The 21393-nt window shown below is 46.8% G+C and carries 22 protein-coding genes; 17 read left to right on the forward strand and 5 right to left on the reverse strand.

Translation table 11 applies throughout. The annotated features are described in order from the left end of the window. The first annotated feature begins 16 nt into the window (after positions 1 to 16). Genes qoxB through qoxD form a run of 3 tightly spaced genes read left to right on the forward strand, consistent with a single transcriptional unit; the run spans position 17 to position 2965 of the window. On the forward strand, positions 17 to 1966 hold the full coding sequence (gene qoxB, locus SB24_RS11030; RefSeq protein ID WP_007614578.1) for a cytochrome aa3 quinol oxidase subunit I: 1950 nt from the start codon (positions 17 to 19) through the stop codon (positions 1964 to 1966). 14 nt (positions 1967 to 1980) lie between these two features. Beyond that, positions 1981 to 2595: a cytochrome aa3 quinol oxidase subunit III gene (gene qoxC, locus SB24_RS11035; protein WP_003150930.1), complete on the forward strand. Its 615-nt coding sequence runs from the start codon at positions 1981 to 1983 to the stop codon at positions 2593 to 2595. Between the two features lies 1 nt (position 2596). After that, positions 2597 to 2965 (forward strand): cytochrome aa3 quinol oxidase subunit IV, encoded by a 369-nt coding sequence (gene qoxD, locus SB24_RS11040; protein ID WP_014419185.1) that lies wholly within the window; start codon positions 2597 to 2599, stop codon positions 2963 to 2965. Between the two features lie 43 nt (positions 2966 to 3008). Here the strand turns inward: qoxD and ywcE are convergent, their stop codons facing one another. Further along, positions 3009 to 3269 (reverse strand): spore morphogenesis/germination protein YwcE, encoded by a 261-nt coding sequence (gene ywcE / locus SB24_RS11045; RefSeq protein ID WP_003150937.1) that lies wholly within the window; start codon positions 3267 to 3269, stop codon positions 3009 to 3011. A gap of 294 nt (positions 3270 to 3563) precedes the next feature. Between ywcE and SB24_RS11050 the strand changes: the two genes are divergently transcribed. Then, on the forward strand, positions 3564 to 4034 hold the full coding sequence (locus SB24_RS11050) for a GNAT family N-acetyltransferase (RefSeq protein WP_039253390.1): 471 nt from the start codon (positions 3564 to 3566) through the stop codon (positions 4032 to 4034). 291 nt (positions 4035 to 4325) lie between these two features. On the opposite strand, the gene SB24_RS11055 is transcribed toward SB24_RS11050, so the two are convergent. Beyond that, positions 4326 to 4703 (reverse strand): hypothetical protein, encoded by a 378-nt coding sequence (locus SB24_RS11055; RefSeq protein ID WP_039253392.1) that lies wholly within the window; start codon positions 4701 to 4703, stop codon positions 4326 to 4328. Between the two features lie 233 nt (positions 4704 to 4936). Between SB24_RS11055 and SB24_RS11060 the strand changes: the two genes are divergently transcribed. From SB24_RS11060 to SB24_RS11070, 3 genes are all read left to right on the forward strand, one after another. Further along, positions 4937 to 6136, forward strand: a complete 1200-nt coding sequence (locus SB24_RS11060; RefSeq protein ID WP_039253395.1) for an FtsW/RodA/SpoVE family cell cycle protein — start codon at positions 4937 to 4939, stop codon at positions 6134 to 6136. A 102-nt stretch (positions 6137 to 6238) separates the two neighbouring features. After that, positions 6239 to 6988: an oxygen-insensitive NADPH nitroreductase gene (nfsA, locus tag SB24_RS11065; protein ID WP_021494748.1), complete on the forward strand. Its 750-nt coding sequence runs from the start codon at positions 6239 to 6241 to the stop codon at positions 6986 to 6988. Between the two features lie 163 nt (positions 6989 to 7151). Next, complete coding sequence (locus SB24_RS11070; protein ID WP_039253397.1) at positions 7152 to 8153, forward strand: LLM class flavin-dependent oxidoreductase; 1002 nt, start codon at positions 7152 to 7154, stop codon at positions 8151 to 8153. A gap of 41 nt (positions 8154 to 8194) precedes the next feature. Here the strand turns inward: SB24_RS11070 and SB24_RS11075 are convergent, their stop codons facing one another. Beyond that, positions 8195 to 10606 carry a S8 family peptidase gene (locus tag SB24_RS11075; protein WP_039253398.1) on the reverse strand — a complete coding sequence of 804 codons (2412 nt, stop codon included), beginning with the start codon at positions 10604 to 10606 and terminating at the stop codon, positions 8195 to 8197. 525 nt (positions 10607 to 11131) lie between these two features. Between SB24_RS11075 and SB24_RS11080 the strand changes: the two genes are divergently transcribed. The 5 genes from SB24_RS11080 to SB24_RS11100 all read left to right on the forward strand — a co-directional run bounded on the left by SB24_RS11080 (position 11132) and on the right by SB24_RS11100 (position 15677). Then, entirely contained in the window at positions 11132 to 11446 is a 315-nt protein-coding gene (locus SB24_RS11080) for a hypothetical protein (protein WP_039253400.1), read from the forward strand. A 23-nt stretch (positions 11447 to 11469) separates the two neighbouring features. Beyond that, on the forward strand, positions 11470 to 12300 hold the full coding sequence (locus tag SB24_RS11085) for a PRD domain-containing protein (protein WP_015418481.1): 831 nt from the start codon (positions 11470 to 11472) through the stop codon (positions 12298 to 12300). A gap of 219 nt (positions 12301 to 12519) precedes the next feature. Continuing rightward, positions 12520 to 13902: a sucrose-specific PTS transporter subunit IIBC gene (locus SB24_RS11090; RefSeq protein ID WP_007614557.1), complete on the forward strand. Its 1383-nt coding sequence runs from the start codon at positions 12520 to 12522 to the stop codon at positions 13900 to 13902. After that, positions 13899 to 15338, forward strand: a complete 1440-nt coding sequence (locus tag SB24_RS11095) for a sucrose-6-phosphate hydrolase (RefSeq protein WP_015418479.1) — start codon at positions 13899 to 13901, stop codon at positions 15336 to 15338. Before SB24_RS11090 ends, SB24_RS11095 begins: the two co-directional genes overlap by 4 nt. 63 nt (positions 15339 to 15401) lie before the next feature. Then, positions 15402 to 15677 (forward strand): hypothetical protein, encoded by a 276-nt coding sequence (locus SB24_RS11100; protein ID WP_042635591.1) that lies wholly within the window; start codon positions 15402 to 15404, stop codon positions 15675 to 15677. 31 nt (positions 15678 to 15708) lie between these two features. Here SB24_RS11100 and SB24_RS11105 read toward each other — a convergent pair whose 3' ends face one another. Then, positions 15709 to 16521: a bifunctional hydroxymethylpyrimidine kinase/phosphomethylpyrimidine kinase gene (locus SB24_RS11105; RefSeq protein WP_003150959.1), complete on the reverse strand. Its 813-nt coding sequence runs from the start codon at positions 16519 to 16521 to the stop codon at positions 15709 to 15711. A 367-nt stretch (positions 16522 to 16888) separates the two neighbouring features. On the opposite strand from SB24_RS11105, the gene SB24_RS11110 reads away from it, so the two are divergent. The 5 genes from SB24_RS11110 to SB24_RS11130 all read left to right on the forward strand — a co-directional run bounded on the left by SB24_RS11110 (position 16889) and on the right by SB24_RS11130 (position 20649). Further along, the gene (locus SB24_RS11110) at positions 16889 to 17695 is read left to right on the forward strand and encodes a glycosyltransferase family 2 protein (protein WP_033574432.1); all 807 of its coding nucleotides are present in this window, start codon (positions 16889 to 16891) and stop codon (positions 17693 to 17695) included. Between the two features lie 14 nt (positions 17696 to 17709). Beyond that, positions 17710 to 18393: a uracil-DNA glycosylase gene (locus tag SB24_RS11115; protein WP_012118732.1), complete on the forward strand. Its 684-nt coding sequence runs from the start codon at positions 17710 to 17712 to the stop codon at positions 18391 to 18393. A gap of 60 nt (positions 18394 to 18453) precedes the next feature. Next, the gene (locus SB24_RS11120; protein ID WP_032868202.1) at positions 18454 to 18876 is read left to right on the forward strand and encodes a YwdI family protein; all 423 of its coding nucleotides are present in this window, start codon (positions 18454 to 18456) and stop codon (positions 18874 to 18876) included. 18 nt (positions 18877 to 18894) lie between these two features. Beyond that, positions 18895 to 20214 carry a purine/pyrimidine permease gene (locus SB24_RS11125; RefSeq protein WP_007407695.1) on the forward strand — a complete coding sequence of 440 codons (1320 nt, stop codon included), beginning with the start codon at positions 18895 to 18897 and terminating at the stop codon, positions 20212 to 20214. 63 nt (positions 20215 to 20277) lie between these two features. Next, a complete protein-coding gene (locus tag SB24_RS11130; protein WP_003150969.1) occupies positions 20278 to 20649 on the forward strand; it encodes a DUF423 domain-containing protein in 372 nt (123 codons plus the stop codon). A 46-nt stretch (positions 20650 to 20695) separates the two neighbouring features. Here SB24_RS11130 and gerQ read toward each other — a convergent pair whose 3' ends face one another. Next, a complete protein-coding gene (gene gerQ / locus SB24_RS11135) occupies positions 20696 to 21247 on the reverse strand; it encodes a spore coat protein GerQ (protein WP_007407693.1) in 552 nt (183 codons plus the stop codon). Positions 21248 to 21393 lie beyond the last annotated feature (146 nt).

Here is a 21393-nt window from a genome sequence, read left to right on the forward strand (position 1 = left end):
AAAGGAGGAAGCCCGAATGAAATTGAGATGGGATGAATTTTTTGTAACAGGTGACCCATTAATTCTGGGCGCACAAGTTTCCATTGCGCTTTCCACTATCGCTATCATCGTTGTACTCACATACTTCAAAAAGTGGAAATGGCTCTGGTCTGAATGGCTGACGTCTGTAGACCATAAGAAACTTGGAATCATGTACATTATCTCTGCTGTTATCATGCTGTTCCGCGGCGGGGTCGACGGCTTGATGATGCGCGCCCAGTTAGCGCTTCCTAATAACAGTTTTTTAGACTCAAACCACTATAATGAGATCTTTACGACTCACGGTACGATCATGATTATCTTCATGGCGATGCCGTTTTTAATCGGTCTGATCAACGTTGTCGTACCTTTGCAGATCGGTGCGCGCGACGTAGCATTCCCTTACTTGAACAACCTGAGTTTCTGGACGTTCTTTGTAGGTGCGATGCTTTTCAATATTTCTTTCGTTATCGGAGGTTCTCCGAACGCAGGATGGACGAGTTACATGCCGCTGGCAAGCAACGACATGAGTCCCGGGCCTGGTGAGAACTTCTACCTGCTCGGTCTTCAGATTGCCGGTATCGGTACGCTGATGACGGGTATCAACTTTATGGTGACGATCCTGAAAATGCGTACGAAAGGCATGACGCTGATGCGTATGCCGATGTTCACATGGACGACGCTGATTACAATGGTTATTATCGTATTCGCCTTCCCTGTTTTGACAGTGGCATTGGCGCTGTTATCATTTGACCGTTTGTTCGGCGCTCACTTTTTCACGCTGGAAGCCGGCGGTATGCCGATGCTTTGGGCTAACTTGTTCTGGATTTGGGGACACCCTGAAGTATATATCGTTATCTTACCGGCATTCGGTATTTTCTCTGAAATTATTTCAGCGTTTGCAAGAAAGCAGTTATTCGGTTACAAAGCGATGGTCGGCTCAATTATCGCCATTTCCGTCCTGAGTTTCCTTGTATGGACTCACCACTTCTTCACAATGGGAAACAGTGCGTCCGTTAACTCTTTCTTCTCGATTACAACGATGGCGATTTCGGTTCCGACCGGGGTTAAAATCTTTAACTGGCTCTTTACGATGTATAAAGGCCGAATCAGTTTTACAACACCGATGCTGTGGGCGCTTGCGTTCATCCCGAACTTCGTTGTCGGCGGGGTAACAGGGGTTATGCTTGCGATGGCTGCAGCGGATTATCAATACCATAATACGTACTTCCTCGTATCTCACTTCCACTATGTGCTGATCGCGGGTACGGTATTTGCATGTTTCGCAGGATTTATTTTCTGGTATCCGAAAATGTTCGGCCACAAGCTGAACGAAAGAATCGGAAAATGGTTCTTCTGGATCTTTATGATCGGATTTAATGTATGTTTCTTCCCTCAATACTTCTTGGGGCTGCAAGGTATGCCTCGCCGTATTTACACTTACGGACCGAATGACGGATGGACTGCATTGAACTTTATTTCAACTGTCGGAGCCTTCATGATGGGTGTCGGATTCTTAATCCTTTGCTACAACATCTACTACAGCTTCCGCTACTCTACTCGCGAGATCAGCGGAGATTCATGGGGCGTGGGACGTACGCTTGAGTGGGCGACTTCATCTGCGATTCCGCCGCATTACAACTTTGCGGTGCTTCCTGAAGTGAAATCTCAAGATGCGTTATTGCAATTGAAAGAAGACAAAACGGATATTCATCCGGAAAGCAAGTTCAAGAAAATCCATATGCCGCACAACTCCGGAAGACCGCTTATTATGTCAGTGGCGTTCGGTATTGCAGGCTTCGGACTTGTATTTGAATGGTTCTGGATGGGCATTGTCGGCTTGATCGGCATTCTGCTTTGCATGGTGCTTCGTTCATTTGAATATGACAATGGCTACTATATACCTGTTGAAGAAATAAAAGAGACGGAAAGAAAGATTTCCGAATAAAGGAGGCGTGATTTATGGAACATGCAGAACACGGCAATTCTAACGCGCCTATGGAATATCAATCTGAAACCGGCAGACTCAATATTCTCGGGTTTTGGATCTTTTTAGGGGCAGAGATTGTGTTGTTCTCAACACTATTTGCAACCTTCTTCGTTCTTCAAAGAAGAACAGCAGGAGGAGTCTTACCGGCTGAATTATTTGAAGTGAAGCTTGTCATGATCATGACATTCCTGCTTCTGATCAGCAGTTTCACCTGCGGGATCGCTGTTCATGAAATGCGTCGCGGAAGTTTAAAAGGCGTCGTCATTTGGACGATCATTACGCTTCTTCTCGGCGCGGGCTTCGTCGGATGTGAGCTTAACGAGTTCATCCACTATGTACATGAAGGAGCATCTCTCGGTACAAGTGCTTTCTGGTCTGGATTCTTCGTCCTTCTGGGAACGCACGGAACGCACGTAACGATCGGTATCTTCTGGATTGCCGGCATCTTACTGCAATTGAAGAAACGCGGATTAACGCCGCAGACGTCTTCAAAAATCTTTATCTCAAGTTTATACTGGCACTTCTTAGACGTTGTTTGGATCTTCATCTTTACAGGCGTCTATCTCATCGGATTGGGGGGACTATAATATGGCAAACAAATCTGCTGAACACAGCCACTTTCCGTGGAAGCATATCGTAGGTTTTGCGTTGTCTATTATTCTGACCCTGCTGGCCCTTTGGGTTGCGGTATATACGGAATTAAGCCCATCAGCAAAACTGTGGATCATTTTCGGATTCGCATTTATCCAAGCCGGCCTTCAGCTTCTCATGTTCATGCACATGACAGAAAGCGAAAACGGCGGAATTCAAGTCGGAAACACGCTCTTCGGATTTTTCGGAGCGATTGTTATCATCCTTGGTTCCATCTGGATTTTTGCGGCGCACTACCATCACGGGGACCATATGGATGGAAACCCTCCTGGCGGTGCGAAGCAACATTCCGAACATCAGGAATAAAAAGAAACCCTCTTCGTTCAGGCGAAGAGGGTTTTTTGTGCCTTTATTGGCTTCTTCTCCGGCGCAGGCGCGGAAGGCCATAAATGATAAAGGCGGCGATATGGGCAACGATGACGTTGACGGCAAACAGGATGATCATGAGTGTGTGGCCGAGAGGGGACAGGCTGCTGGTTGCGTAAAAGTAGAAGAAAACCCACATGAGAATAATTGGCGGTATGGCCGAAAGAGCGACTTTTTTGTTATCCAGCCAGATAAAGAGGGGTGTTGCGCTTGCGACCAGTAAATAAGCAAAAAACATGTCCATCTTACATGTCTCCTTTCATTTTATGGCAGCGTTTCCAAAATGAAATGCAGAGAATAAAATGTGTCTGTTTTGTGGTCGTTTTTTGAACATTTTGTTACAATTATTATACCATGTTTTCCAATTTTTGATACCGCTTTTTCGAGAAATGTATTGCAACTATTGCCTCATTTTTGGATAGGTACAAGAAACCGGAAAGGTCAAATACCCTGTCACATTTCCGTACAAGGGAATGGCGCACGGCTTTGAACCTTTGCCATGTTCAAAGAAAACATGCACAGCGAGGGTGGGTTTGAAGTGGACATAACAAAAGACGATGTCACAGCGCCGGAGGTCATTGCGCTTTTGCAGGAGCATCTGAAGAGCATGACCATGCATTCTCCCCCGGAAAGTATACACGCGCTCAATGCGGACCGGCTGCGTCAGCCTGACGTTACGTTTTGGAGTGCGAGGGAAGACGGCGTCCTGCTCGGCTGCGGCGCCTTAAAGGAGCTAAACAGCCGGCACGGTGAGATCAAATCAATGAAAACCTCTCCGAATCATATCAGAAAAGGCGCAGCCAAGCGGATCCTCCGCCATATGCTTGAAGAAGCAAGGCGGCGGGGCTATGAGCGGATCAGCTTAGAAACCGGTTCTATGGAGGCTTTTCTCCCCGCCAGACGCCTGTATGAAAAAGCAGGGTTTCAATATTGTGATCCGTTTGCACATTATAAAGAGGACCCGAACAGCTTGTTTATGTTGAAGAAGATATATAGGGAAATGTTATAATGAAAAAACCAACCAGAATTAAAACTGGTTGGTTTTTATTAGGTCATGTAAATGATAAGCGTCTTAGTTTCCATCTTGTTTATTTTTGGCTCTCATTCCAGTTATAATAATGAAGAATACGGAATAAAGAAATATTGCTAGTAAAAATCTGCAAGCAAGATAAAAAATTAAATTGCCATGAAAGATAGGAAGCAATAAATCATCTAATATATTATACATAATTATAAAAGATATGCAGAGACAGCTAAATAGCACAGTAACGTGAACTAAGACCTTTCTTACTAACATATATTAGTTTCCAGAGATAGATCCACTAACATGGATTTGTGGTGATTTTGCTTTACTACGATTGTTAAACTCTAGTTTGTATGTTCCACTACTTAAACCTGAAAAAGAGAATTTTTGACCAGAAGTATTTCCAGTGATAATCTTACTTTTAGTGTTACTAAAACCTAACCATCCTTTTTTTTGCAGCCAAATTTCAACACTACGATTACCTACTTTAGATTGCGTATGATTAACTGAAACCTTACTTTTAGCTGAAACTGATTTGCCCATTGTAACAGAAGTTCCAAAATCACCGCTGTAAGAAGCGCTTCCTTTTGCTAGTGCTACTGTACCGATTGATAACATAAGTACAACAGACATTAAAACTAAGTACTTTTTCATATAAAAACCTCCTTTAATATTTGAACAGTTGTTATTATAAGAAAAATGGATTTATTAGTCAATATATATAGAAAAAAAAGTTTAGATAAACAAAATTTGAAAGGATTGTATATAACTTCAAAAGATTGATCTAGTTATTGTGAAACCAAACATTCTTTTTATTCGTCATATGGTTGTCTAAAAAACAAATGTCATCTAAGATAATTAAGAAACAATTTATGAGGCGGGATAATATGGGTAGGCACAAAAATAATCAGAGTCCCTTTTACCAAGGAGATTTAATATTTATATATATTAGTTTTTTTGTCATCAGTGTTGTAAATGTATTTGCTTCTCAACAATTTCAACAATATAATGAACCTTTTGCTTTGAAACAAGCTGTCTTCTATTTTATTGGACTTTTAATTATAATTGGTTTGTTATACTTTGATATAGAACAATTAGAAAAGTTGAGTTTGTATTTTTTTATTTTCGGGGTCCTGTCACTTATTATATTGAAAATAAGTCCAGAGCAAATAGGTGGTCATGACTTTGCCCCTTACAAAAATGGAGCAAAAAGTTGGTTTGTTTTACCGGGAATTGGAACACTGCAACCCTCTGAATTTATGAAAATCGGATTAATTATGATGCTTGCTTCTGTTATATCAAAAGCTGACCCTAAACAAACTAGATCGACTAGAGACGATGTTAATCTTCTGTTAAAAATAGCGGGTGTCTCTGCGATTCCAGTGGGTCTTATTCTTTTACAAGATGCAGGTACAGCAGGGATATGTATGTTTATTGTTTTTGTTATGGTATTCATGTCTGGGGTAAATTGGAAGTTGCTTCTTCTAATTGGAGGAACAGGCGCAGTCCTCATATCCCTAGTTTTATTATTAATGATTAACTTTCCAGATCAAGCGAAATCGCTTGGTATACAGGAATATCAAATTAAGAGGGTTACTTCATGGATATCTGACTCAAGTCAAACTCAGACAAATAGTGACGATGCTTGGCAGGTTACACAAGGTATTATGGCTATTGGTTCAGGTGGGATTGTAGGTAATGGTATTTCAAATCTTAAAGTATACGTCCCTGAAAGTAGCACTGATTTTATATTTTCAGTAATTGGAGAATCTTTTGGCTTTATAGGATGTGCATTTGTAGTTATAATGTTTTTCTTCTTAATTTACAGGTTGGTAGTATTAATTGAACGACTGTATTCATTTAATAGATTTGGTTCATTTTTTTGTGTAGGTTTTACTGCTCTTATTGTTATCCATGCATTTCAAAATATTGGAATGAACATTGGAATAATGCCTGTTACAGGAATACCGTTATTATTTATTAGTTATGGAGGAAGCTCTGTGCTATCCACTCTAATTGGCTTCGGGATCGTATATAACGCAAGTGTGCAGCTGACGAAATATAAAAGCTACTTGTTCAATTCTTAATGTGAGACGGCTCGTTTTTCGGGCTGTCTTTTTTTGTTTAGAGCATTTCGCTTTTGACATGATTCCCTTTCGGATATGATATATAAAGAAGGAGGCTTTTATATGAACAATACCATCGAAACTATACTTAATCATCGGTCGATCCGATCATTTACTGACGAGCTTCTGACAGCAGAAGAGATAGATACATTAGTGAAAAGCGCCCAGGCGGCGTCAACGTCCAGTTACGTGCAGGCTTACTCCATCATCGGCGTAACCGATAAGGAGAAAAAGCGGAAGCTGGCGGCACTGGCCGGAAACCAGCCTTACGTCGAAAATAACGGGCACTTGTTTGTGTTTTGCGCTGATTTGTACCGTCATAAAAAACTTGCTGAGGAAAAAGGCGAAAACATTACCGAGCTTCTTGAGAATACGGAAATGTTTATGGTCAGCGTCATTGATGCCGCACTTGCCGCACAAAACGTAAGTGTTGCCGCGGAATCAATGGGACTCGGCATTTGTTATATCGGAGGCATTCGAAATGAACTTGATCAGGTGACGGAAGTGCTTGGTACACCTGATCATGTGCTGCCGCTGTTCGGCTTGGTAGTCGGTCATCCCGCTCATCCGTCCGGTCAAAAGCCGCGCCTGCCGAAACAAGCCGTATATCATGAAAACACGTACGATACGAATGAAGAAAACTTCCGCAGTTATATGAAGGAATATGATGAAACCATTTCCGATTATTATGATAAACGGACAAACGGCAAGCGGGTTGAAACGTGGTCTGATCAAATCCTGCAGTTCATGAAACAAAAACCGAGAACCTATTTAAATCAATATGTAAAAGATAAAGGTTTTCAAAAGAATTAAGAAAAAACCTCTCCTGACCGGGAGAGGTTTTTTTATGTTTCACGTGTAACATATTTCGACAAAATGGAACAAGGTATATAAATGTTTATCATCAGGGATGCTTATAAGCATACAGAAAGAAAAAACGGCTTAGCAGTGGTACGATGTTGATGAGGTGACAGTGATGATTTCATTAAGTATATTGGATCAATCTCCTGTATCAGAAGGGTGTTCTGCGGAAAGTGCACTGCGGAATACAGTAAGACTGGCGCAGGAGGCGGAAAAGCTCGGATATAAGAGGTTTTGGGTGTCAGAGCATCATTTTTCAGAGCGGTTGGCGGGTTCAAGCCCTGAAGTGCTGATCAGTCATATTGCGGCGAAAACGAATGACATTCGGGTAGGATCAGGCGGTGTCATGCTTCCGCATTACAGCGCATATAAAGTGGCGGAGAATTTCCGCGTGCTTGAAGGGTTGACGCCGGGCAGAATCGATCTCGGATTAGGGAGAGCGCCGGGCGGAATGCCGATCGCATCATGGGCGCTGAATGACGGCGGGAAGCGTAACGCTGATCAATATCCGCAGCAGCTTCGTGAGCTGGCGATGTATTTGCATGATGCAGCTGATGACAATCACCGTTTTCCGAATCTGACCGCATCACCCCTTATTAAGACGGCGCCGGAAGTCTGGCTTCTCGGTTCTTCGGGGGAAAGCGCGCTTCTGAGCGCAGAAATGGGAGCAGGCTATATGTTTGCCCATTTTATTAATGGAGAAGGCGGAGAAAGCACGACAGCACAATATAAGCGCAGATTTAAACCTTCTGTATTAGGAAAAGAACCAAAAACAGCCGTGGCGGTGTTTGTACTGTGCGCGGATACGGAGGAGAAAGCGGAGGAACTCGCGGCTGTCATGGATTATACGCTGCTTGCAGGTGAACAGGGGATTCCGCTTCACGGCGTACCGTCTTACGAAACCGTCCGCGGCAATACGTATACACCGTATGAACAAAGACGAATTGCCGATAATCGGAATCGGATGATCATCGGAACGAAGCAGCAAGTGAAGGAACAGATTGTGGCTCTCAGTAAAGCATACGGAACAGAAGAAGTAATGGCTGTGACCATTACTCATCATTTTGAAGATAAACTTCAGTCATACCGTCTGCTTCGAGAAGCTTTTGCCGAATAGTCAGAAAGAAACCCTGCTGATGCTCCAGCAGGGCTGTTCGGTTATTCAATGATAAAAGGTTTTTCAGTCAGCACCTGGCTTGATTTCCCTTTGTTCGCGGCATAGGCCAGCATATAATATTCTCCTGCCGGCAGTGCGGTGTCACCATTGACTTTGCCGTTCCAGTCGAAATATTGATAGCCTTTATCCTGCTTTTTGTAGATGCCGGCTTGGCCGACAAAGTCAAGATTACTGTCATATACAAGGAAGGCAAGCTCTTCGGCTCCCGCCGGAAGATAGGTTTCAATTTGGTAGGTTCCCTGCGTTGTGCCGTCCTGCACGTCGATTGACGTCACGCGCGGATAGTCCGGCTCTTTTACAATCAGCAGCGTCGGCACTTTTACGACTGTTTTTCCGCCTTCACGCACTGTGACGGTTCCCTCATAGGTGCCCGCCTTTACTTTTTTGGCATTGACCTTTACTTTCGCATTGACCTTTCCGGTTTGATGAGCGGGGATCACGACCCGGTCTGTGCCCGAAACGGTAATGCCCGTGCCGTTGAAAGAATACTCGAGCTGATATGATTTTCTGATGGACGATTGGTTTTCAATCGTAAAGGTTTCTTTTTTCGTTTCATTGCCTTTGTCTTTCATAAACGTTCCGTAAGAATAACTTCCCGGGGCGACAAGGGAGTCTGCTTTGATCGCCTTCATGATTCTGATGCTTCCGGCGCCTTGCGCATTATGCGGGTATACGTCACCGTCCGCGTCCGTTAAGGTTTCCGCCGTGTTCATGAGAGCGGCTTTTATTTGTTCCGGGCTCCATTTCGGTTTGGCCTGCTTGATGACGGCAGCTGCGCCGGCTACATGCGGAGAAGCCATGCTCGTTCCCTGCTTCGATCCGTAGCCGTACGGGTCGGCCGGATCATGGGTCGGAATGGTGCTCACGATGTTTACGCCGGGAGCGGAGACGTCAGGTTTAATCATCCACGTGTCCATAACCGGGCCGCGTGACGAAAAGTCTGCCATTTGTTCAGTGAGCGATTTAGCGACGGATAAATGGAATGTCGCTTTTGTGCCGCCCGCTTTTAATTGGCTGACGAGTTTTTCGCCGTCTTCTGATGAAAGCTTAACCGTCGGCACGGACATGCCCGGTACATTGGCTTCAATTTCTCCCGGAGCATTGTTATACACAACCATACCGATCGCGCCCGCTTTTTTGGCGTTGTCTGCTTTATCCACAAAGGCGATGCTGCCCCGTTTGACGACCGCGACTTTTCCTTTCAGATCTTTGCCTTCAAAATCCTTTTGCTCGCCGATACCCGCCTCTATGAGCTCTGTTTCTTTTTTATTCAGTGCGTTTATGTCATCTTCTTTGTTGTAGCCCATTACTTTCGCTGAGGAATAGGAACCGAAGGAGACGGCGTACTCGTTCAGCGGCAGCTGGGTCGCTCCGACGGAGATGGCTTCTCTGGACGTTCCCGGAGAGCCGACGGTCCAATTGTTCGGCCCGCTGTTTCCGTTTGATGTAACGGCCGTGACGCCTTCTGACATCGCCCAGTCAAGCGCCGTGCTTGTCGCCCAGTCCGGGTTATTCACAGAATTGCCGAGAGAAAGGTTCATGACATCCGCTCCGTCCTGTACGGCGCGTTCAATGCCGGCGATGACGTTCTCCGTTGTTCCGCTTCCCCCCGGACCGAGCACACGGTAGGCAAGGAGTGTAGCATCCGGCGCTACGCCTTTAATCGTTCCGTTTGCCGCTACCGTGCCCGCGACATGGGTTCCGTGGTCAGTCGACGCGCCTCTCGGATCACCGGACGGCGTTTCTTCAGGATCGTAATCGTTATCCACAAAATCGTATCCTTTATATTGTCCGAAATTTTTCTTTAAGTCAGGGTGTTTATATTCGACACCGGTGTCAATAATGGCCACCTTGACGCCTTTCCCCGTATAGCCGAGCTTCCACGCGTCATTTGCCCCTATATAAGGCGCGCTGTCATCCATCTGCGGAGACACGGCATCCTTAGATAGGGTGATGTCTTTATCTTTCAGCTGATCGGTATGATAGGTGACGTTCGGATAAACCGCTTTGACATCCTGATCACTCAGCAGTTTGGGGATTTCATTTGCCGGGAGTTTCATGGAGAAGCCGGAAAACACTTGCTCATATTCCCTGTTGATTTTTCCGTGTTTAATGGTTTTGAGCGCTTTCTTTTTCACTTTTGAGCGTTCGCTTTTCAGCTTGCTTTTTGTCTGTGCTTTGCCGAGTTCCTTTGCTTCCGCCAGTGACTTTTCCTTCAGCTCGACGATGACTGTCGTTTGTTTGCCGGTGGTCATATCAATGTCACCGAACACCTCAGTCTTCTCAAGATCAGGAGTTTGCGGTTTTGAAGCCGGCGCAGCCTGTGAACTTGTGGATAAGGTAAAGGATAAGACAAAAGCCGGAAGCAGATAACGGATGATTCCTTTTTTCAAACGTGTTTCCCCCTTTTTCTTTATCTAAATTAGAAATCTAGTATATATTTCTTGAAAATTCAAAATAATCCTTGTGACATATGACTCATTTATGGAAATTGGTCTGTGAATAAGGAGGGAGTTATGCACAGAATCCTGTGTATAACTGAATAAAATTGTGTATATATATTGTTGGGAACGAGTGTTCCTATACAAAATATAGATCGAGTTTGTGGATATGTGGATATACCCTGTGTTTAAGCTGTGCTTAACCAAGGGATAAGGTGTGCATAACTTTTTTTATCGGCTTTTCCATTTTTCAGGTCATTTCCATCAGCTTTCAACAAAACTTCTGAAAACTAGTTTGTTTTTTCACTCATATTGTGACAAACAATTCGCCCGGCCGCGTCTATCATAGAGTCATAGGGTTGCTAGACCCGCTAGTTTTTAGCGGAGAAGGATCGGCCGCCTTTTCCGTTAAAGCGGAGAGAAAAACAGGCCTGCGAACAAGCTGTCTGTCAAAAAGAAGCGGAGGGATGATTTGCAATGAAACGTTTGCTAGTATCTTTACGGGTATGGATGATCTTTCTGATGAACTGGATGGCGCCGGGTAACGGAAGATATCCATTAGCCGCCGTGTACGGAAACCAAGCGGCTTATCATAAGAAAGCGAAGCGGACGGCTGGTGCTTTTTCGTTTGTGAGCCGAGTCCGATCGGCGGATTTGACCGATGAAACGAAATCGGCCCGCGGCAGGCTGGATAAAAACCGATGGATGCCTGTCCGCAAAGAATTGCCGAAACGGGAGCGCGCGGGTCCGGCACCTTTACATCATATGAAAAAGAGGGTACAATCCCACTAAACATATGAACGGGAGCGAACCTCTTGAGAATAGACAAAGTATTAAATAACAATGCGGCGTTAATAAAAGAAGACGGACGGGAAAAGATCGTAATGGGCCCCGGAATCGCTTTTCAAAAGAGAAAAAATGATGTGATTCAAAAACATAAAATTGAAAAAATATTTGTCGTGCACGACGAAAATGAAAAGTTCAAACAAGTGTTAGAAACGCTTCCCGAAGAGCATATAGAGGCGGCTGAAGATATCATCAGCCATGCGGAGGGAGAGCTTGCGGCACCTTTGAGCGATCACATCCACATTGCGCTGGCGGACCATTTATCCTTTGCGATCGAAAGGATTCAAAACGGCCTTCAGGTGCATAACCGATTGCTTCATGAAATTAAGGCGCTTTATAAAAAAGAATATGAGATCGGCCGCTGGGCGGTTGAACACGTGAAACAAACCCTCGGTATATCATTGCCTGATGATGAGGCGGGGTATATCGCGCTTCATATCCACACTGCCAAGGCGGATGCCAAAAGCATGTATTCGGCGATGAAGCATACAACCATGATCAAAGAAATGATCGAAAAGATCGAATCCTTTTTCGAACAGAAGGTGGATGAAGACAGTATTTCCTATCAGCGCCTCGTCACGCACTTACGGTATGCGGTCAGCCGGTTGGACTCAAATGAAGCACTCCATTCCATGGACGAGGAGATGCTTTATTTCATCCAAAAAAAGTATCCGTTTGCTTATCGGTGTGCGCTTGAACTGGCGGCGTTTTTAAGAACTGAATATGATTTGGAACTGCCGGAATCCGAGGCCGGCTATATCACGCTGCATGTCCAGCGTCTGCAAAAAAACCCGGAATAACGCGTCTGTTTCGAGAAACAGACTTTTTTTTTGAAAACATATTGACGAAAGCGCTATCATGAAATAAAATGAAAGCGCATTAAAAAAACTGAATCCGGCGGGATTGTGACTGGTAATGCAGGCAAGACCTAAAATTTGCGTACATGAAAAAGGGATCATGCTGACCTTTTTCGTTGGCGAATTTTAGGTCTTTTTTGATTTTAGAAAGGGGGATACATCATGAATTATCAAGAAACGGCAAAACAGCTTATCAAACATATCGGAGGGGAATCAAATATCATCAGCGCGACACATTGCGCGACGCGGCTCAGGCTCGTCATTCAAGATGAACAGAAGATCAGCCAGGCCGGCATTGAAGAAATAGAAGGCGTAAAAGGGGCTTTCAGCAGCTCGGGGCAATATCAGATTATATTCGGCACCGGCCTCGTGAATAAAGTGTATGACGCTTTTTCAAAAGAAGCCGATTTGGGGCGGGAGGATCGTGAGACACATCAGGACGCAGCGAAAAAAAAGCTGAATCCGGCCGCAAGATTTGCGAAGACACTGTCTAACATATTCGTTCCCATCATTCCGGCTATCGTGGCAAGCGGACTTTTAATGGGGCTGCTCGGCATGATGAAGGCTTTTCACTGGGTGTCTGAACAATCATCGCTGTTTAAGCTTTTAGACATGTTTTCAAGCGCGGCGTTTATCTTCCTGCCCGTATTCATCGGGTTCAGCGCGGCGAAGGAATTTGGCGGTAATGCCTATCTCGGTGCCGTGCTCGGGGGAATTATGATCCATCCGGCGCTTTTGAATCCGTGGGGGCTTGCGGATGCATCGCCTGATTTTATGCAGCTCTTCGGCTTCGACATTGCGCTGCTCGGCTACCAAGGGACGGTCATCCCCGTACTGTTAGCCGTTTACATTATGAGCAAAGTGGAAAAGGGCACGAGAAAAATTGTGCCTCACGCATTCGATTTATTGGTCACGCCGTTTGTCACGGTGATTGTCACAGGATTTATCACCTTTATCGCAATCGGTCCGCTTGGCAGGGCGATCGGATCAGGCATTACCGTCTCGCTGACATATGTGTATGATCATGCGGGCATTGTTGCCGGACTGCTTTTCGGCGGTCTTTATCCGCTTATTGTGCTTACCGGTGTGCATCACAGCTTTCATGCGATTGAGGCCGGCCTCATCGCTGATTTGGGCAGAAACTATATCCTTCCTATCTGGTCGATGGCGAATGTCGCTCAGGGTGCGGCGGGACTGGCTGTATTTTTCCTGACGAAAAAAGCGAAAATGAAAGAAATCGCTCTGCCTGCCGCATTTTCCGCTTTTCTCGGCGTAACCGAACCAGTCATTTTCGGTGTAAACCTAAGGTACCGCAAGCCGTTTATCGCGGGAATGATCGGCGGCGCGCTGGGAGGGGCCTATGTCGTGGTGACCGGTGTCGCCGCCAATGCCTACGGTCTGACCGGAATTCCGATGATTGCCATCACGGCTCCGCTCGGTTTAGGAAATCTTATAAACTATCTGATCGGAATGGGCATCGCCTCTGTCTCGGCGTTTATTGCCGCTTACATTATGGGAGCTAAAGAAAAGGAGGCCGTCAAATGAGGACACCGGATCAAGAGCTGCGCCTGCAGGCTGAGGAAGCAAAAAAGAAGCGGGGAGAAACAGCCGCGTCAGATCCATACCGCCAGAACTATCATATTATGCCGCCGGTCGGGCTTTTAAATGATCCGAACGGCGTGATCCAATGGAACGGCGTATATCACTTGTTTTTTCAATGGCAGCCATTTCATACGGGGCACGGCGCGAAATTTTGGGCGCATGTGACGACGAAGGATTTCGTTGAGTGGAAAGAGGAGGAAATCGCGCTTGCGCCGGGTGAGTGGTATGACAAAAACGGCTGTTATTCCGGAAGCGCCATCGAAAAAGACGGGCGGCTCTGCCTGATGTACACAGGCAATGTCCGTGACGGAGAAGGCAATCGGGAAACGTATCAATGCCTCGCCGTATCCGAAGACGGGATCGTATTTGAAAAAAAAGGAGTTGTCGCGCGTCTCCCGGAAGGCTATACCGCTCATTTCCGTGATCCGAAGGTTTGGAAGAAAGACGGAGCGTATTACATGGTGCTTGGCGCGCAGACAGAAAAGCTCACCGGAAGCGCTGTGTTGTTCACATCAGAGAACTTGACGGATTGGACGTTTCTCGGTGCGATTGCGGGGGCGGACTCCGGCGGTCTCGGGTCATTCGGTTATATGTGGGAATGTCCCGACTTGTTTTCCCTTGACGGAACCGACGTGCTGCTCGTATGTCCGCAGGGGCTTGAAGCCGACGGGATAGAATATCATAACAGCCACCAGGCGGGCTATTTCCTCGGCAGGCTGCATACAGAGCCGCCAGAATTTAAGCACGGTGCATTTACGGAGCTTGACAGAGGATTTGACTTTTACGCGGCGCAGACGCTGGAAGATGATAAGGGACGGAGAATTCTGTTCGCGTGGATGGGGGTTCCGGATCAGCATGAGGACAAACATCCGACACATGCGTATCACTGGATTCACTGCTTAACGATGCCGAGACAGCTGTCACTGTCCAACGGCAGAATCATACAGCGCCCGCTCCCGGAAATGAAATCGCGCCGCACGGATGAACAAAAGCGCCGGCTTCAATTGAATTGTTCGTCTGTAAGCCTCCCGGTGAAAGATGCGTCCCGGGCTGAAGTGCTGCTGGAAGACATCACTTGCGAATCCGGTTTTGAAATCTCAATTCGGGGCGCGGCTCGGTTTATATTTCATCAGGAAGAGGGGCTGGCTGTGCTGGAGCGCACCGCTTTCAGCGGAGAAGAAAAAGAAAAGAGAAGCTGCGCCATCAGCGAGGTGCATTCCGTGCAGCTCTTTCTGGATGCATCCTCGATTGAATTGTTTTTGAATGATGGAGAAGAGGTATTCAGCGCCAGATATTTTCCTTTCCCGGGAAATGATGACGTAACCGTCACTTCGGCAGGAAAAACGGAAATAAATGGATCAATTTGGACACTTTTGTAGAAAATCGTTCTTTTTTCTTATGTGAAACCTATGCCATCTGTGCTATTCTTCAAACGAAAGCCTATGATTCCAGGAATAAAAGGAGTTGTTTTCTCAGTTTTGAAAAATCAGAAGATGACGCCGAAATGTTTACTTGTCAAAGCCGCAGAGCAAGTGGAAGATAAGCGGGAAGAATATAAAGAAGTATTGCTTCAGCTGAATCGCATGCTCAAGAGAGCTGAGCCGCACAATGAATGGAGTGATCGGCTGATGCATACATATGAACAGATGAAGGAATATGCGCTGTTTGTGCAGTCTATTGAGATGTTTTTGCGGTCATCCGCGAAAAAAATGAAATAATCCCCCTCGGGTAATGAGGGGGATATTTATTTTATTTTCCGCTAAGACGCATCGCCGAATGTTTAGTCGGTCCGATGTATTGGTTCAGCGGGAAGGATTCTTTGATTGCCGCGGTGATAAATTCTTTTGCCGCGTAGATGGCTTCCTTCACTTCAGCGCCTTTGGCCAGTTCTGCCGTCACGGCGGCGGAGAATGTGCATCCGGCTCCGTGCGTGTAAGGTGTATCAATCATTTCGCTTTCTAATACTTCCGCGGTTTCTCCGTCATACAGCACGTCGATCGCTTTTTCATGTTTCAATTTGCCTCCGCCTGTAATCAATACATATTTCGCGCCGAGTTCGTGAATTTTCTTGGCCGCTTCTTTCATGTCTTCCACCGTTTTTAATTCATCCATACCGCTCAGCTGGCTTGCTTCAAACAGGTTTGGCGTGATGACGGTTGCCAGAGGCGCCAATTGGGTGCGAAGCGCTTCGGCATGCTCCGGATACAGCACTTCGTTCGCTCCTTTGCAGACCATGACAGGATCGATAACGACATTCTTCAGCTGTTTTTCTTTAATCGTTTTCGCCGCAAGCTCTATGATCTCCACGGTAGGGAGCATTCCAGTTTTCATGGCGTCTACGCCGATTCCGTCAACAATCGTCGCCAGCTGTGCGCGAATCGTATCGGCATCGATCGGAAATACTTGATGATCCCAGCTGTTCTCCGGGTCCATCGCTACGATCACGGTCAAAGCCGTCATTCCGTATACGTTTTTTTCTTGAAATGTTTTTAAATCGGCCTGAATTCCCGCGCCGCCGCTGGAATCAGAACCGGCAATAGTAAGTGCTTTGTGCATTGACATATCAATGGCCTCCATCAGTGTTTTATATCCCATTATAGTTAGATTTTCTCCCGATCACAATACGGAAGGCTTGGAGGAATGATTTGACAGCGCTGCGCTTGTCCCGCCGGCTTTTGGCTGCTTGTGCACAAGCTATGCGATGGTGTTGGTGCCTGTTTATCAATCAAAACTTTGGAACGCCATGGAGGCGGGCAGACTTAATGCCAAGGCGGTATGCACTGTTTGGGGAGACCTTCTGATCATTCTCGTTTTGCTGGCGGGCATGACCTGGATTTGTTTCTGAATGGGCCGAAATCAAAAATCCCCCCTGATCTCTCCGCCGCTTTATGTTTTAATAGAACATGAGAAAAAGCAGAAGGAGCGGATCATGAATATATCAATTGTCATAGTCACGTATAATCGGATTCCGGCTTTGTGTGAGCTGCTGGAGTCGATTTCCATGCAGACCATAAAGCCTTATGAAGTGATCATTGTAAATGATGCCGGGGAATCGGCCGAACAAGTGAAGCAGCTGTACAGCGATCTGCCGATTCAGATTATTGATTTAGAACAGAATGTCGGACATGTGGAGGCGCGGAACGCAGGTGTGAAAAAAGCGTCGGGTGATTATATCATGCTGTGCGATGATGATGATTTCATTACGCCGGGCCATTTGGAAAGAATGGCGGCTGCACTTGCTGATGCGGATTTTGTCCATTCTGACGCGGAAATTGTGTCATTTGAAGAACGGGGCGGCACGAGATACCCGGTGTCACGAAAGCCTTTCGCCTATACGGCGGATTATGCGGATATGCGGGTATTTTCCACGTACGTTCCGTCAGGCAGCATGTACAGGCGTTCTCTGCATGACACGTTAGGGTATTTTGATCCGGATGTCCATAATTATTGGGACTGGGACTTTTATTTGCGCGCCGCGAAACAGCACCGTGTGAAGCGTGTTCCTTGCGCGAGCGTCATATATGCGTTTTTTGAGGGAGGCGGCAATCAGTCCGCGGATCTCGGGGGCAAACGGAAGCGGTACTTAGACCGGTTAAGCGAAAAGCACGGGCTTGGGGAGCTCCCGACGAAAAACTTCGCGGTTCTTCTTGAAGAGCCGGACATGAAGAGGCGGGAGGCGCCGACTGATATTGTGTGGGACGGAAAGCCCGTCCATTCGAGACTGCACAGTTCATAAGGGGGACGGACAGTTTGAAACAGCTTTTAAAAGACAGCTGGTGGAATCAGCTGAAAGATGAATTTGACAAACCGTATTATCAAGAGCTGAGAGAAATGCTGAAACAAGAATACAGCAGCCAAACGATTTATCCTGACAGCCATGATATTTTTAACGCCTTGCATTATACGCCCTATGAGGATGTAAAAGCGGTCATTCTCGGACAGGATCCATATCACGGGCCAGGACAGGCGCACGGGCTTAGTTTTTCCGTTCAGCCCGGGGTCAGACAGCCGCCGTCTTTGAAAAATATTTTCATAGAGCTTCAGGACGATATCGGCTGCTCCGTACCGAACCACGGATCGCTCGTCAGCTGGGCGAAGCAGGGAGTGCTTTTGTTAAACACAGTGCTTACGGTTCGCCGCGGTCAGGCCAATTCCCACAAAGGCAAGGGATGGGAGCGGCTCACTGACCGCATCATTGATGTGGTGAATGAAAGAGAGAAGCCGATTGTCTTTATCCTGTGGGGGCGTCACGCGCAGATGAAAAAAGAGCGCATTGACACATCGAAACACATTATTATTGAATCGACTCATCCGAGCCCGTTTTCGGCAAGGAACGGTTTTTTCGGGAGCAGACCGTTTTCCCGTACAAACGCCGCCCTTGAAAAAATGGGGGAGCAGCCGATCGATTGGTGCATCCCCGACCTGCCGCAATAAACGGTTTTTTTGAGGCGCTTCCGCCCGGCGGAAAGCGCCTTTTTTGGCGTTCAGGGCGGTATGCCGTCAGAAAAAATAACAAACTCAATTCTGCGATTCGCTCAGAAATTTGATAAAATGCAGGAAGAAGACAAATTACTGCTGGAGGATTTACTCATGAACATACATATCTCTGCTTTGATTCAGAAGATGGAAGAAGAACTGAGGCAGGCGAAAACGGCGACCCGCACCGAGGAGGTCAAAATGCACGCGGCCGCCATCCGCTCTCTGTGTGATGTCGTGCTCGGCACTCAGACGCACACCGCTCTGGCGCCTGTGCAGAATCCGATTCCGAAAGCGGCGCCGAAACCTTCCGCGTCTCCTTCGACAGACCCGCTGCTGCTTGAAAAAATGATGGGCAGCGCCGGGCTGAACCAATATCAGAAAAAAGCGAAAGACGAACGTGAGGAAGACGGAAACGGGGATTCCATTTTCGATTTTTAACAGGAGAGGTTGATTGACTTGAAACTGATACTCGGGGGTTTGCAATGGACGGCATTTATGATTGCGGCTGCGATTGTAGTTCCTGTCGCCATCGCACAATCATTTCACTTGAACCATGCCGATTCTGCCGCATTGATTCAGAGCACATTTTTTGTGCTTGGCGTCGCCGCGGTCATCCAATGTCTCCAGGGACATCGTCTGCCGATTAATGAAAGCCCGGCAGGCTTATGGTGGGGCGTATACACGATTTACGGCGGACTGACTGGCACGGTGTTTGCGACATTCGGCGAGACGCTGCGGGCGCTGCAGGGGGCGCTGTTATTAAGCGCTGTCTTTTTCTTTTTGTTCAGCCTTTTTAAAGTGATTGAACGGCTGGCCGTGCTGTTTACGCCGGTTGTGACCGGTGTGTATCTGCTGCTGTTGGTCATGCAGCTGAGTCAGCCGATTGTGAAAGGCCTTTTGGGCATCGGCTATTTAAAAAACAGCGTCGACGGCCTTGTATTCGGGCTCGCCATGGTTGTGACGGCGGCGATGTTCATCATGTCCCGATCGAATGTTACGTTCTTAAGACAGTATGCGATTCTCCTTTCGCTTGCCGGCGGATGGATCTTATTCGCCGTCTTCGGCGCTGCCAAACCGATTCAAATACCGGACCGCGTGATTCAGCTGCCGGCTCTTTTTCCGTTTGGAAAACCCGTGTTTGACAGCGGCCTGATTATTACATCACTCTTCATTACCGTGCTTTTGATTGTCAACATGCTCGCGAGCATCCGGGTTGTAGAAGCGGCGGTGAAAAAATTCGGCGGCACCGTCGGGAAACGGCGTGAGCGTCCGGCTGGGTTTGCGGCTTCGATCAGCCACCTTTTGAGCGGACTGTCAGGGGGCATTGCGCCTGTGCCGATTTCAGGGGCGGCCGGTTTTATTGAGACGACGAAGCTTCCTTCGAAAAAGCCGTTTCTTTTGGGAAGTGTATTTGTCGTGATCATCAGTATGATCCCGCTATTTATGAATGCGTTTGCGAGTCTGCCCTCACCGGTCGGCTTTGCGGTAAACTTCGTCGTTTTCTCCACGATGGCGGGTCTTGCCTTTACGGAGTTTGACTCTTATGAGAAAGCGGAGCAAAAACGAATCCGTTCCATTATCGGTCTGGCGCTCCTGACGGGAGTCGGTGTGATGTTTGTGCCGGAGAGCGCGTTATCGGGAATGCATCCGATACTGATTTCGCTCTTAAGCAACGGTCTTGTGCTCGGGACGCTGCTGGCGATAGCGATTGACCGAATCCAGCTTATCAAAAAGAAAAAATCCGACAATCTCGTGTCATCGGACGGCGGACGTTGAATTTTGCCGATGTTGGGTTATGATTGAATTGGAAACTTTAACGAAAAGGCGGGAGAAAAATAGATGAAAGTGTTTATTATTCTTGGTGCGATTAACGCTTTATTGGCCGTGGCGCTGGGCGCTTTCGGCGCGCATGGGCTTGAAGGGAAAATCCCCGATAAATATTTGCAGGTGTGGCACACAGGCGTGCAATATCATATGTATCACGCGCTCGGTCTTCTGGCTGTCGCGTTTTTGGCCGAAAAGCTTTCTGGCGCAGGCAGTGTTTCTGTTGCGGGCTGGCTGATGTTTGCGGGCATCGTTCTGTTTTCAGGAAGCCTGTACGTATTGAGCGTGACGCAGATTTCCATTCTCGGCGCGATTACACCGCTCGGCGGCGTGGCGTTTATCATCTCTTGGATTATGATTATCGTCGCGGCCGTCAAATATTTATAAAGAAAAAAAGCCAATCCTCTGTCAAGTGAGCGATTGGCTTTTTGATTTATCTCGGAGAATAAGAAGACATGGAGTACGGATAAGTATAAGCGATTTCCTCATCAAACGTGATGTAATCAAGGTAAATGGTCAGAAGCAGATAGCGGGTGCCCGTTTTCGGATCGCTGATGATGATATGGTCACGTCCCGCCGCCTGAATCACACCGCGGAAAATCTTTGAATTCCATTCTTTGCTGTTTTCAAATGTCATATAAATCGTCGCTGTTTTGCCCCGGTTCAACCGCAGAATATTTTCAATGTATGACTCTTCAATCGGCAGCATGCCGGGAACGTTTTGTGACGATGATGGACCTGACGGAATCTGAAAGCTGCCGCCGCCCTGCTGCTGCGGCTGGCCGGGGAACCCCCCGCCGAAGCTCTGCTGGCCTTGCTGCATCGGCATTGTCATTTGCTGCTGCATCGGCATCATTTGTGATCCTTGGCCCTGAGGCTGCGGATAAGGATTAGGCCCGAGCTGCGGCTGGTATCCTTGCATATCCATTCCCATTCCCATCCCCATCCCCTGCATTTGCTGATATTGATTCTTTTTCGGTTTCATATTGTTCCTCCTTTGATGAAAACCTCTTGATGCTGAAACCTCCTGACAAGTATCAGACAGCCGACAGAGCGGCTGCTGTTTTTATCTATTCCACCATATGAGCCCAAAGAAAGATTTATGCGAAAAAAGAAAATACGCTCCAATGA

Origin of the sequence: Bacillus sp. Pc3 (assembly GCF_000815145.1) — a bacterium.
GTDB lineage: Bacteria > Bacillota > Bacilli > Bacillales > Bacillaceae > Bacillus > Bacillus velezensis.